We start from the raw sequence: 12,865 nt of genomic DNA, 5'->3' as shown, positions 1-12,865 counted from the left end.
GGACTTTGCAGATGCTGGTTTATCGATCTTTCCGCCGGGTGGCCTTGGTAAGGGAATTGCTGCCGAACCGGTTCTTTACATCATCGATAGCCTTATAAAGCTCGGTCTTTTTTTCAACATTACTGAACAAATTCGTTTGAACTGCTTCATCGGTAAGCTCGCTGAGCCGTACGCCAAGTAACCTTACCGGCTGGCCTTTCCGGTATAGCTTGTGAAACAGGTCTTTAGCCTTTGGAATTAGTTCATCATCATAAAAGGTATAGGCAATGGCGGTTTGGCGGGAAGTGGTCTCGAAATCGGGATAGCGTATTTTTACCGCAATGCACCCGGCCATTTTATTATCCTGTCTCAACTCGTAAGCAACCCGCTCTGTCATACCCACCAGTTGTGCAAGCAGCCAGTCGGTATCGGTCACATATTCTTCAAACGTGCTTTCTGTTGAAATTGATTTTGCTTCATGATAAGGAACTACCTCGCTATGGTGAATGCCATGAGCCTTGTGCCACAGTTCGCCGCCATATTTGCCCAACACCTTTTCGAGCAGTTCAATGGGATAAGCGGCCACCTGTTCAATGGTATCTATACCCAGGTCGCGCAGCGACTGGTATGTATGTGCCCCTACCCCGGGGATCTTGTTCACTTTTAGCGGGGCCAGGAATTCTTTTTCGCGGCCAAAGGCGATGTATAAATACCCGTTCGGTTTCGCTTCGTCGGTAGCGATCTTGGCAACCATCTTATTGCCTGCCAGCCCGAACGAAATAGGCAACCCGGTTTTATCGATGATCTCCTGCCGCAGATCGATGGTCCATTGATACGGGTTGAAATACTTGTCCATCCCTGTTAGATCGAGATAGAACTCGTCGATGGAAGCTTTTTCGAATAAAGGGGCTTTTGCGGCAATGATCTCTGTTACCCAGCGCGAATAACGGCTGTATTCGCCACGGCTGCCTTTTACAACGGTGGCGTGCGAACATAAACGCAAAGCGGTTTTCATTGGCATGGCTGAATGAATGCCATATTTGCGGGCCTCGTAACTACAGGCTGCTACCACCCCACGCTCACGGCCGCCAACGATCAGCGGTTTTCCTTTCAACGACGGATCGTTGAGGCATTCTACTGAAACGAAGAATGCATCGAGATCGAAATGCGCTATGATACGTTGCGGGTTACTCATGTTTTGGAAATCAATACGAAATTAGGTTAATTATCGGCTGGTAGTTGCTGAATGTTGGTAAATGCCACCCGCCACTTACTTCTTTCCTTTTTCATAATTTTACCAGAAACACGCTCTCTTGGAAGAAGGAATTGAACACCTGAAAAAACACGTTTTCGCCATGCAGCCGCTCAGCGACGAAGCCTGGCAGGACCTGGCGGGCATCTGGCAGTTGCATCATTATAAACGGAAAACCATATTAACGGCAGCCGGCGAAACCGAGCGTCATGTTTATTTTGTATTGAACGGCGTTCAACGCATTTTTTATATCGACGCCCATCATGAAGCCACCCTTGTTTTCACGTATCCCTATTCCTTTTCGGGCATCGCCGATTCCTTTCTTACCCGCCTGCCTTCGCGGTATTTTCTTGAAACCCTCACCAGCAGCACCCTGCTGCGCAGCACGCATACCCAGTTTCAGCAATTGATGGAAAAACACCGCGACATAGAAAAACTGATCAGCACATTTACCGCATTTGCACTCATGGGTGTGCTGGAGCGTCATGTGGAACTTCTAACATACAGCGCCGAAGAAAAGTTCAGGACCCTGCTGAAACGCAGTCCGCACGTATTGCAGCTGATCCCCCATAAATACCTGGCCTCCTATCTGGGCATGGATGCCACTACATTCAGTAAACTGATGGCGACGGTAAGAATTGAGTAAAATACAGCTGGCCGGGGCCGCAAGGTATTACAGCCAAAAGCCCAAAGCCGAAAGCCCAAATCGAATATAAATACAGCTCATTTCCCGCCTTCATTTCCTCCCCTCACTTCTACATTCGATATTGAATATTCCACATTCAACATTCTGTATACCCTCTGTCACCATCATCAACCTCCATCAACTTATCAACTCCTTTCTTCCGCATCATTTCCCTGCATTACACGTCTACATTCAAAAATATTGGCGGGCGCCAAGATTTTAAAAAAAGACCGCCGGTAGCTTTGCATCTGTAAAAGCACAAAGCACCAAACATATTAACAAATGAAAAAAATACAGGCTTCTTCCCTGCTGGAGACATTAGAGACCGATACCCGCCAGATCATGCTCAGAACGGCTCAGTTGAAACAATTACCGGTAAGCCGGCTGGCACAGCAGCCAGCGCCCGGGCGCTGGAGCGTAGCCCAGGTAATAGAGCACCTGAACACGTATGGCCGGTATTATTTGCCAAAGCTGCAACAGGCCATCGACAATAACAAAAGGGAACCTGCCGAATGGTTTACGCCGGGCCTGCTGGGCGGTTATTTTACCAAAAGCATGATGCCCAAACCCGATGGAACCATTGGCAACAAAATGAAGGCGTTTAAGAATCATAGTCCGGCCCCCGGCATTGACGCCATTAAAGCATTGGAGGAGTTTGAGCGGCAGGAGATCCTGTTATTGCAATTGCTAAATAAAGCGCAGCAGGTAAATATCAATCATTCCCGTATTCCCGTATCCATTGCGCCGTTCATTAAACTAAAAATGGGCGATGTGTTCGGGTTTATCATTGCGCACCATCAACGGCATTTTGTGCAAATAGAGAGTACAATTAGCTAATTTGCTAATGTGCTAATATGCTAATGAATACAGCTTTAGAGAATGCTTTCGCGTGAACTTCGCTTCTTATAAGAACTGCCGAATTCCTCAATCAGCACATCAGCACATTAACTATAGATATCAAGCAGCCCCTCAGGCAGCTCCACATGCACCTGTTTCTTCTTTTTATCAATTTTGAGCAGGAAGTCCTCATGTACGGGTATCAGGGCTTCCCTGCCTTTTAAATCGATACGGCAAAGCAATTGATGCGGTTGTTCTATCACCTCCAGGATCTCACCGATATCTTCGCCCTCATTGATGATATGAAAACCCAGCAACATAATAGGGGCCGATTTGGCCACATACTTCTCGAACTCCTCCTGCGGCAGCCAAACGCGTTTTTGCATCAGCAGGTGGGCGGCTTCCTTTGTATCGATGCCTTCGAATTTGAGAAACAGTTCTTCATCATTTTTGATGCGGGTACTTTCCAGGAAGTAGGGCAGCATTTCGTCTTTCTTCACCTCGATAAAAATGGTTTCGAGGCCCTTCAGCGAGGTTTTCTTGCCCAATGAGTGGTGCAGTACCACCTCTCCCTTTACGCCGAAAGTGGCCACTATTTTTCCAACACTGTGATAGTTAGTCATATGCCGGGCAAAGGTAGAAAAACCAATGTGATAATTCGATAATGGAATAATGTGATAATGGCCGGGCTGTGGAAGAGGGTTTCCGGTAGCCTTCCATTGCTGAAATAACTACCCGGCCCGGGCGTTTAAGATGCCCCAAAAGAAAAAAATCCCGGCACTTAAGTACCGGGATTTAACAAGTTGACAGCTAGCTATACTGCTTTTTACTCGCCTCTGCGTGGTCTTACAGGTGGTCCACCAGCACCTCTGCGAGGTCTTCTATCCTTTGCATTGGTTTCCTGGCGTTTTTTAACCTGAACTTCGTGCTCGGCATGCCACTTCTGGAATTTCTCCATAGCGGTAGCTTCGTCGAATAGACCCAGTTTCACACCACGCAACAAATGTTTCAGGTACAGTACACCTTTGTATGACAGGATTCTGCGCACAGTATCAGTAGGTTGAGCGCCTTTGTGCAGCCAATCGAGGGCTTTCTGGCGATCTAACTGAATTGTTGCAGGAACTGTAAGAGGGTTGTAAGTACCTAACTTCTGGATAAACTTACCATCACGCGGAGAGCGTGCATCGGCCACTACGATGAAATAGAAAGGTCTTTTCTTAGACCCATGGCGTTGCAGTCTGATTTTAACTGGCATCTTAAATAGAAATTTAAATGCGTGAACAAATAGGGTTACTTTCCATTATAACGATTGCAAAAATAACAATCGAACTGATTTTTCCAAATTTAATAATCCTTGTGAATAATTTTTACCTAACTGCACTATTTCTCTAGGAAAAACGCATGCAAAAAAAGCAAAAACTCAACCGATTCCGGTTACCGGGAACCACTTGCCGGGAAAACCTGAAACCGGGAACGGGGAACCGGCACCTTATCTTTTCATGCCCATTCTGCCCATAGGCATCTTATTCATCATTTTCATCATCTGTTTCATCTGCTCAAACTGCTTCAGAAAGGCATTCACTTCCGTGAGATCTTTCCCGGCGCCTTTGGCAATCCGTTGTTTACGGCGCGCATCGATCAGATCGGGATCGTTACGCTCGGCCGGCGTCATGGAGTTGATCATCGCCTCGATGCCTTTGAACGCATCGTCGCTGATGTCGATGTCCTTGATGGCTTTACCAACACCGGGGATCATTCCCAACAGGTCTTTGATATTACCCATCTTTTTTATCTGTTCGAGCTGTTGTTTGAAATCTTCGAAATTGAACTGGTTCTTGCGGATCTTCTTTTCCAGTTTGCGGGCTTCTTCCTCGTCGAACTGCTGCTGTGCTTTTTCAACCAGGGTGGTGATGTCACCCATACCCAGGATACGCTGCGCCATACGTTCGGGATAGAAAACATCGAGCGTATCGAGCTTTTCGCCGCTGCTTACGAACTTAATGGGCTTTTGAACCGTGTATTTGATAGAAAGGGCGGCGCCACCGCGGGTATCACCATCGAGTTTGGTGAGCACCACACCGGTGAAGTTAAGCCGATCGTTAAACGCTTTTGCAGTGTTCACGGCATCCTGACCGGTCATGGAGTCAACAACGAACAGGATCTCCTGCGGGCTGACGGCCGATTTTACATTGGCAACTTCGGTCATCATAGCCTCATCGATGGCCAAACGGCCGGCGGTATCGATGATGACCACGTTCTTGTTTTTAGCGCGTGCTTCTTTGATTGCATTGGAAGCTATCTGAACCGCATCTTTATTTTCGGGCTCACTGTAAACATCAACCTGAATTTGTTCGCCCAGTACTTTCAACTGGTCGATGGCCGCGGGGCGGTAAATATCGGCCGCTACGAGCATGGGCGAAAGCCGGCCCCTTGATTTGAGGAAATTGGCCAGTTTGGCGCTGAAGGTGGTTTTACCGGAACCCTGTAAACCGGCGATGAGGATAACGGCGGGATTGCCCTTGGCATTGAATTCGCTTTCGGTACCCCCCATCAGTTCAACCAGCTCGTCTTTCACGATCTTCACCATCAGCTGGCCGGGACTTACTGCCTTTAATACTTTATGACCCAGGGCTTTATCTTTTACTCTATCGGTAAATTCCTTGGCAATTTTATAGTTCACGTCGGCATCCACCAGGGCGCGGCGAATGTCTTTTACGGTGGCGGCAATATTGAGGTCGGTGATGCGGCCTTCACCTTTTATCTGTTTAAAGGCCGATTCTAACCGGTCGGTAAGATTTTCAAACATAACTTCCTGTTTTAATGAGAAAAAGGCATCGAGGCAACAAGGCATAAAGGCAACGAGAGGGAATCCTGGCTTTATGCCCCGTTGCCTTGTTGCCTATTTGCCTTTTTCTAAAAGCAAAAAAGTGAATATACCCTAAGTTATATTCACTTTATGGACTGCAAATTTACAGGAAGTAAATTTTGTTGTGTAAAGTTTCTTTTGCCGGCTATAAGTTTTTAGGTTAAACGCCCAAAAATCCCCGCAGGGCCTTTGAACGTGAATTGGTACGCAACTTGGTAATTGCCTTGTCTTTGATCTGGCGAACCCGTTCGCGGGTAAGGTTGAATTTCTCGCCGATATCTTCCAGGCTCATTGGATGATCGACGCCCAAACCAAAGAAATAGCAAATCACTTCTTTTTGCCGTTCGGTAAGCATTTTCATCGAACGCTCGATCTCCTGTTTAAGGGATTCCTTGTGCTCGATGTTTGTTTCTGCGCGTTCGGCATTGTGATTCTCCAGTACATCTATCAGGGTATTGTCTTCCCCTTCAGAGAGCGGAGTATCCATGCTTACGTGGCGGGCTGCGATGCCCAGGGTAGCAGAAACTTCTTCGGTTTCGAGCTCCAGCAGATCGGCCAGTTCTTCGGGCGAGGGTTCCCGCTCAAACTCCTGTTCCAGCTGCGAAAACGCTTTCTGGATCTTGTTTGTTAACCCTACTTTGTTCAATGGGAGCCTTACAATGCGCGATTGCTCGGCTAATGCCTGAAGAATGCTTTGGCGAATCCACCACACGGCGTAAGAAATGAACTTAAAACCACGGGTTTCATCAAAACGTTGCGCTGCTTTAATGAGACCCAAATTACCCTCATTGATGAGGTCTGGTAATGAGAGACCTTGATTCTGATACTGCTTGGCTACGGATACAACGAACCTTAAATTCGCTTTCGTTAGTTTGTCAAGGGCTGCCTGGTTTCCTTGCTTGATCAAACCCGCGAGTTTTACTTCTTCTTCGGGACTGATCAATTCAACTTTTCCGATTTCCTGCAAGTATTTTTCAAGGCTCTGAGATTCACGATTCGTAATTGATTTCGTGATCTTGAGTTGCCGCATACTCATAGGTAGGACATTTTAAAGGGTTTTTTAGGTTAATAACGGTCAATGGTTTTCAAAAAACGAAATACCTGTCCTATTTGTTATATGAACAAGCATTAAGTTCTTAAAAAAAACTAAAAATCTTTCCACCTAATATAGCGATTTATTCCCATTTTCCTCAGAAATATTCATAAGCGGCTGAACCTCAGATATATGAGATTTTTTTGCTTATTTACTCATTTTTAGGGCTTTTTACCTGATTTTGCCAAAAAAAAATTTTGAGGGTAGCATTATTTTTCTATAATTGCACCATTGGTATTTTCTAATAAAGATCAATACAAGGGTTAGATGAGTAAGAAACAAATATTTACGTTAGAGTATCCGGTAAGATGTTCTCCTTCCATTTTATACGAATTCTTAAGTACCCCTGCAGGTTTGCAGGAATGGTTTGCCGATAAAGTAGACGAAAGAGACAACGTTTTCAGTTTTTCATGGAACGGCACTACAGACAAGGCTGAGGTTATGGAAAGCGAAGAAGAAAAATTTATCAGGTTTCATTGGTTGCACGCACCCAAAGATGAATATTTCGAATTCAGAATTGAGAAATCAGAAGTAACAAATCAGACCATCCTTGTTATTAAAGACTTCGCAGACAAAGGCGATGTTAAAGACCAAAGCCAGCTATGGGGCTACCAGGTGAAAGACCTGTTTCACCGGCTTGGAAACTAAATGATGGATGTGATAATTGTTTCGTGTAGATCAATCAATAATGCCTTTGACTGATTCCATTGAGGAAGTGATATTTTAGCGGATAGCTTGCAAAAATTATTAGCCAGCAGAATTTCTTCTACAGCAGATGAATTCAACTGGGTGAGAGGCTTGTAATTGTCTTCATCAAATTCATGCCGCCACTCCTCCCCGCTAACGCATACATAGAATTGCTTTGTGGTAAGTAAGGAAAAGTTATTAAGCAGTTGTTGCTCGTACCGCTTTTTGTACTCCCCTTTTAAATGCAGGGTCACACTTAAAAAATGTCCCCACCAGAACATGGTGCGAATGGCAAACGCGTCGTGGCGGGTAAATAATCGCGGGTAATCGAGCATTACCCAGGGCAGCCCCCTGTAATTTTCCCCTTTTGAGATCTTTGGTGAAGGAACCAGTACTTCGGCCGGTAAAATACCACGCCGGGAATCGAAATTATCACGCATCTGATGGGCCACATCGCCGAACAAAGCAAAAACTTTTTCTATTATCGTATTCTTTGTTAAAAGCCAGCCGGCATTTTGCACCAGCGACAATTCCTCTGCCGAAAGCTGTATTTTTGCGACGTTCATAGTATAAAATTAAGGCAACGTGGCAACAAGGCATAATGGCAACGAGGAAAAACCCAAAAGGCAGTTGCTTTCAGGTATTTTGAATTCGCTTGCAGCTTGAAGCATGCAGCTTGTAGCCTGCAACTTTAAAACGCAGAACATAGAAATAAGAACTTAAGCCTGTGATAAAAAAATTAGACATACTCGTATTGCGATCATTTATCGGTCCGTTTATCGCAACCTTTTTCCTTACGCTGTTCGTACTCATCTTACAGTTCTTCTGGCTGTGGATCGATGATTTTGTGGGCAAGGGTATCGACGCCGTTACCATGCTGCGCCTGGTTGTTTACCTGAGCGCAACGCTTGTTCCGCTGGCCCTGCCGTTAGCCATTCTGTTATCTTCTATCATGACATTCGGTAACCTCGGCGAAACGTTCGAACTGGTGGCCATCAAATCGGCCGGCATCGGGTTGTTACGTTTTATGCTGCCCCTCACCGTGGTAGCCATTCTGCTGTCGGGTATGGCCTTCATGTTTAACAACTATGTTATTCCGGTAGCCAACCTGAAAATGAAAACCCTGCACTATGATCTCGTAAATAAAAAACCGGCCTTCGATCTCAAGGAAGGCGTATTCTATACCAACATTCCCGATTACGCCATCAAGGTGTCGAAAAAAGAAAAAGACTCCATCTTACATAATGTGATCATTTTTGAAAGCAATCCCGCCGGCCCGCAGGATAATATAGTTGCCGCCGAAAAAGGCATCATGCGCATTTCTTCCGATCAACGCTTTCTTGAATTCCTTTTGTTCAACGGCTGGCGTTATGAAGAACGGGGTAACCGCTATGCCGGCAATACCGAGTTTATCAGGCTTGGCTTCAAGGAATATAAAAAAGTGCTCGACCTGAGTTCGCTGGTGCTTAACAGAACATCTGACAGCGCGTATAAAGACCGTTATGAAATGCTTAGTACCCGGCAGTTGAGTAAAAATGTCGACTCGCTGAGCAAGAGCCTGGCGAAATTCAGTGAACGCGACCGCCGCGAATTACAGGGCTACCTTACCTTTTCAAAATATCTCGATACCGGTTGGGTAGATGTAAAAGCGCCGCCGGTTAAAAAAGGCGTTTCATTTCTCGATCAGTTGCCCGACAGCTTGAAAATGTCGCCAAACGACGTTTCAAAAGCGAGTGTAAAACAGCATGTGATAGATCAGAGTATTTCCTATGCCAACTCTATAAAATCAACCATTGAAGGCCCCTCTTTCGATTATGACGGCAAACGGAAAGAATTGCGCATGACATTGATGACCTACCACGAAAAGATCACCATGTCGATTGCCGTTCTGGTATTGTTCCTGATTGGTGCCCCGCTGGGCTCTATTGTACGCAAAGGAGGTATTGGAACACCGGTGGTGTTTGCGGTTATTTTCTTTGTGATCTTCTTCCTGTTGAACAACTTCGGTAAAAAGTTCGTGAAGGAAGATGTTTTGCAGCCCGCAGCGGGTATGTGGCTGGCCACTGCCGTACTGATGCCCATCGCTGTTTTTCTTATCTTCAAAGCCCTGCACGATTCCCAGTTGTTCAATAAAGAATTCTACTATCGTATATTCAGGATCGTGCGCAAACTGGTTAAGAAAGGTAAGGTAGCGAAGCAACAGCCGCAGGCGGCGTAGAGAATGCTTCCGCCGGCCATTGCATAAATCAGTTATTAACAAACAAAGAACTGCAACCAGGAATGACAACCGGCAGGGAAAATCTTCGCATACAGAAATGGGTGGTGGCGGTGGCAGTGCTGCTTTTCATCATTAAGATGGTGGCATTCTGGGTAACCCGCTCAGTAGCCATTCTCACCGATGCGCTGGAAAGTACCGTTAATGTAATTGCCGGTTTCATTGGCTTATACAGCTTATACGTGGCAGCCAAGCCACGCGATGAAAACCATCCTTACGGTCATGGTAAAGCCGAATTCTTATCGGCCGCCGTGGAAGGCACCCTTATCATTGTGGCCGCCCTGGTCATTATTTACGAAGCTGTTCTGCACTTTATATATCCCCGCGAACTTAAACAGCTCGATAGCGGCATCATACTGGTAGCCAGTACCGCGGTAGTGAACTTCATAGTTGGCTTTATCAGCATCCGTATCGGAAAAAAGAACAATTCACTTGCACTGGTGGCAAGCGGCAAACACCTGCAAACCGATACCTGGTCTACCCTCGGAATCATACTCGGACTGGTGTTGATCAGGCTTACCAGGCTGGCCTGGCTCGATAGTGTAACCGCAATTGTATTTGCATTTATTATCATGTACACCGGTTACCATATTCTGCGGCATTCACTGGCTGGCATCATGGATGAGGCCGATAAAGAACTGCTGCAAAAAATGCTGGCGGTGCTCAACGCCAACCGCCGCCCCAACTGGATAGACCTGCACAATTTGCGGGTGATCAAATACGGCGGTCAGTACCATATCGACTGCCACCTCACCGTACCCTGGTACCTGAACGTGGTGGAAGCGCATAAAGAAGTGGAAGAACTGGGCCGGCTGATAAAAAAAGAATTCGGCACCGTATTCGAGCTCTTTGTGCATACCGATGCCTGTCTCGATTTCAGCTGCCCTATATGTACAAAGGAAGATTGCCAGGTTCGCAGGCAATACTTTAAGAAAAAGGTAGCGTGGACACTGGAGAATGTATTAAGGGATAAAAAACATAGTTTGTAGCTTATGTACACTACATGTGACTGAAGGAAACAAAACAGGCATGTTGACAAGTTGAAAAGTTGACAGGTTGACAAGGAATACAAGCATCTGAGTACCGGTACCCTTTGCCATTTGCCCATTGCCAATTGCCAATTGCCCATTGGTTTTCCTATATTCGCTTTCCATTCTCATAAAACATATTACTCAAATAAACTCATGATTATGCAAGCCTGGAAAGATTACCAGGAGAAGAACAAAGATCGCTTCCTGGATGAATTACTGGAATTGTTACGCATTCCTTCTGTGAGCGCCAACAGCGACCATAAGGACGATATGAGAAAATGTGCGGAAAAAGTACAACAGCGTTTACTGGAAGCGGGCGCCGCCACCGCCCGGGTATATGAAACCGCCGGTCACCCGGTAGTGTATGCCGAAAAGATCGTTGATCCTTCCAAACCAACCGTACTGGTTTATGGCCACTATGATGTACAGCCACCCGATCCGCTGAACCTCTGGCACAGCGGTCCGTTCGAACCTGTGATCAAAGACGGCCGTATTTATGCACGCGGCTCAGCCGATGATAAGGGGCAGTTCTATATGCATGTGAAGGCGCTGGAAATTCTTTCCAAAACCAATTCACTTGAAAACAATATCAAGTTCCTGATCGAAGGCGAAGAAGAAGTGGGCTCGCCCAACCTCGCCGGTTTCGTGGCCGCTCATAAAGACCTGCTGAAATGCGATGTGATCCTTATCAGCGACAGCTCTATGATCAGCATGGAAACACCCAGCATCGATATCGGCGTGCGCGGCCTGGCCTATATACAGGTTGAGGTTACGGGTGCCAACCGCGATCTGCACAGCGGCGTGTACGGCGGCGCTGTAGCCAACCCTATTACCCTGCTGGCGAAAATGATCGCTTCCTGTCACGATGCCAACAACCATATTACCATTCCCGGTTTTTACGACGATGTGGTTGAATCAACACCGGAAGAAAGAAAGTTAATGGCCGAAGCGCCTTATGATGAAACTGAATATAAGAACGATCTTGGGGTGAAAGAACTATGGGGCGAAAAAGGGTTTACCACCAATGAGCGAACCGGTATTCGCCCAACCCTTGAAATAAACGGGATCTGGGGCGGTTATACTGCCGAAGGCGCCAAAACCGTATTGCCGTCAAAAGCATATGCAAAGATCTCGGCCCGCCTCGTGCCTAACCAGTCGAGCGAAAAGATAACGGAAATGTTATTGCAGTATTTCAAAAAGATAGCCCCGGCCGGCGTTACGGTAGAAGCGTATAACCTGCATGGCGGTGAACCGTATATGACGCCGATAGATTCCAAAGCCTACAAAGCGGCGGCACAGGCCATTGAAACAACCTTTGGCAAAAAGCCAATCCCCGTACGCGGCGGTGGCAGTATACCTATTTGCACTATTCTCGAAAAAGAACTGGGTGTTAAGATCGTGTTCATGGGTTTTGGCCTCGACAGCGATAACCTGCATTCACCGAACGAAAAATTCGACCTGGTGAACTTTTATAAGGGAATTGAGACCATTCCTTACTTCCATAAGTATTTTACTTCGTAAGAAGGTGAATGGTCAATGGTGAATGGTGAGTAGAGAACCCGGAAATTTTGGCGCCCTGCCCACCATTCACATTTTAATACCGCAGCCCTCCGCTGCCCCATTCTGCACTTTCCCCGCCCGCTCGCAACTTCACAGCCCCAATGTCTTTTTTATTTACCTTTGAACAGACAAGATCAAAGGAGAAAGCAATGAGCAGCAACACCGAAAAAAAAGAAAAACTTCGACTGGATAAGTACCTGTGGTCAATCCGTTTATTCAAAACACGCTCCCTGGCTGCAACGGCGTGCGATAGCGGAAAGGTAAAGCAGGAAGGCACCGCCGTAAAAGCAGCCAAACAGGTACATGTGGGCGACGAATATGATGTGAGAACGGAAGGACGCCTCTGGCGCATAAAAGTCACCGGTCTTTTGCACAACCGCGTACAATATTCAGAAGCTATAAAATTTTACACCGATATTACACCTGCCGAAGAACTGGAACGCCTTCAATTCCAACGGCAGGCATCGAGCTTCCATACCGGTAAACGCCTCAGTAAAGTTGGCCGGCCTACGAAGAAGGAACGCCGTGACCTCGATGAATTTATGGATTAATGATGAAAATCAGCCGCATTAACCCTTTAAGTCATTTCCCTTCCCTTCA

13 protein-coding genes are annotated in these 12,865 nt (G+C 46.4%); 7 read left to right on the top strand and 6 right to left on the bottom strand.

Translation table 11 applies throughout. The features are described 5' to 3' along the window. Window positions 1-19: 19 nt before the first annotated feature. Window positions 20-1,174 carry a DNA polymerase IV gene (dinB, locus tag A4R26_RS32190; RefSeq protein ID WP_081170921.1) on the bottom strand — a complete coding sequence of 385 codons (1,155 nt, stop codon included), beginning with the start codon at window positions 1,172-1,174 and terminating at the stop codon, window positions 20-22. 118 nt (window positions 1,175-1,292) lie between these two features. Here dinB and A4R26_RS32185 point away from each other — a divergent pair, with 118 nt between their 5' ends. Further along, window positions 1,293-1,877, top strand: coding sequence for a Crp/Fnr family transcriptional regulator (locus tag A4R26_RS32185; RefSeq protein WP_081170919.1), 585 nt, complete (start codon window positions 1,293-1,295; stop codon window positions 1,875-1,877). A 321-nt stretch (window positions 1,878-2,198) separates the two neighbouring features. Beyond that, complete coding sequence (locus tag A4R26_RS32180) at window positions 2,199-2,753, top strand: DinB family protein (protein ID WP_081170917.1); 555 nt, start codon at window positions 2,199-2,201, stop codon at window positions 2,751-2,753. Window positions 2,754-2,860: 107 nt separating this feature from the next. Here the strand turns inward: A4R26_RS32180 and rimM are convergent, their stop codons facing one another. From rimM to A4R26_RS32160, 4 genes are all read right to left on the bottom strand, one after another. Beyond that, the gene (gene rimM / locus A4R26_RS32175) at window positions 2,861-3,376 is read right to left on the bottom strand and encodes a ribosome maturation factor RimM (RefSeq protein ID WP_081170915.1); all 516 of its coding nucleotides are present in this window, start codon (window positions 3,374-3,376) and stop codon (window positions 2,861-2,863) included. 203 nt (window positions 3,377-3,579) lie between these two features. Further along, the gene (gene rpsP, locus A4R26_RS35995; protein WP_081170913.1) at window positions 3,580-4,008 is read right to left on the bottom strand and encodes a 30S ribosomal protein S16; all 429 of its coding nucleotides are present in this window, start codon (window positions 4,006-4,008) and stop codon (window positions 3,580-3,582) included. 234 nt (window positions 4,009-4,242) lie between these two features. After that, entirely contained in the window at window positions 4,243-5,559 is a 1,317-nt protein-coding gene (ffh, locus tag A4R26_RS32165) for a signal recognition particle protein (RefSeq protein ID WP_081170911.1), read from the bottom strand. Between the two features lie 220 nt (window positions 5,560-5,779). Then, window positions 5,780-6,649 carry a sigma-70 family RNA polymerase sigma factor gene (locus A4R26_RS32160; protein ID WP_081171040.1) on the bottom strand — a complete coding sequence of 290 codons (870 nt, stop codon included), beginning with the start codon at window positions 6,647-6,649 and terminating at the stop codon, window positions 5,780-5,782. 330 nt (window positions 6,650-6,979) lie between these two features. On the opposite strand from A4R26_RS32160, the gene A4R26_RS32155 reads away from it, so the two are divergent. Next, window positions 6,980-7,360, top strand: coding sequence for an START-like domain-containing protein (locus tag A4R26_RS32155; RefSeq protein WP_081170909.1), 381 nt, complete (start codon window positions 6,980-6,982; stop codon window positions 7,358-7,360). Here the strand turns inward: A4R26_RS32155 and A4R26_RS32150 are convergent. Continuing rightward, the gene (locus A4R26_RS32150; protein ID WP_081170907.1) at window positions 7,357-7,965 is read right to left on the bottom strand and encodes a hypothetical protein; all 609 of its coding nucleotides are present in this window, start codon (window positions 7,963-7,965) and stop codon (window positions 7,357-7,359) included. The genes A4R26_RS32155 and A4R26_RS32150 overlap by 4 nt on opposite strands. Before the next feature lie 161 nt (window positions 7,966-8,126). On the opposite strand from A4R26_RS32150, the gene A4R26_RS32145 reads away from it, so the two are divergent. The 4 genes from A4R26_RS32145 to A4R26_RS32125 all read left to right on the top strand — a co-directional run bounded on the left by A4R26_RS32145 (window position 8,127) and on the right by A4R26_RS32125 (window position 12,816). Next, on the top strand, window positions 8,127-9,617 hold the full coding sequence (locus A4R26_RS32145) for an LptF/LptG family permease (protein WP_081170905.1): 1,491 nt from the start codon (window positions 8,127-8,129) through the stop codon (window positions 9,615-9,617). A 62-nt stretch (window positions 9,618-9,679) separates the two neighbouring features. Beyond that, window positions 9,680-10,663 carry a cation diffusion facilitator family transporter gene (locus A4R26_RS32140; RefSeq protein WP_081170903.1) on the top strand — a complete coding sequence of 328 codons (984 nt, stop codon included), beginning with the start codon at window positions 9,680-9,682 and terminating at the stop codon, window positions 10,661-10,663. 201 nt (window positions 10,664-10,864) lie between these two features. After that, window positions 10,865-12,226, top strand: coding sequence for a dipeptidase (locus A4R26_RS32130; protein WP_081171038.1), 1,362 nt, complete (start codon window positions 10,865-10,867; stop codon window positions 12,224-12,226). A 140-nt stretch (window positions 12,227-12,366) separates the two neighbouring features. Further along, on the top strand, window positions 12,367-12,816 hold the full coding sequence (locus A4R26_RS32125; RefSeq protein ID WP_242675076.1) for an RNA-binding S4 domain-containing protein: 450 nt from the start codon (window positions 12,367-12,369) through the stop codon (window positions 12,814-12,816). Window positions 12,817-12,865: the final 49 nt, after the last annotated feature.

The sequence above is a fragment of the Niastella populi genome (genome assembly GCF_002078015.1).
In the GTDB taxonomy this organism is placed as follows: Bacteria; Bacteroidota; Bacteroidia; order Chitinophagales; family Chitinophagaceae; genus Niastella; species Niastella populi.
Note: the sequence above shows the minus strand (reverse complement) of the source record. Positions and strands in the feature narration are given on the sequence as shown.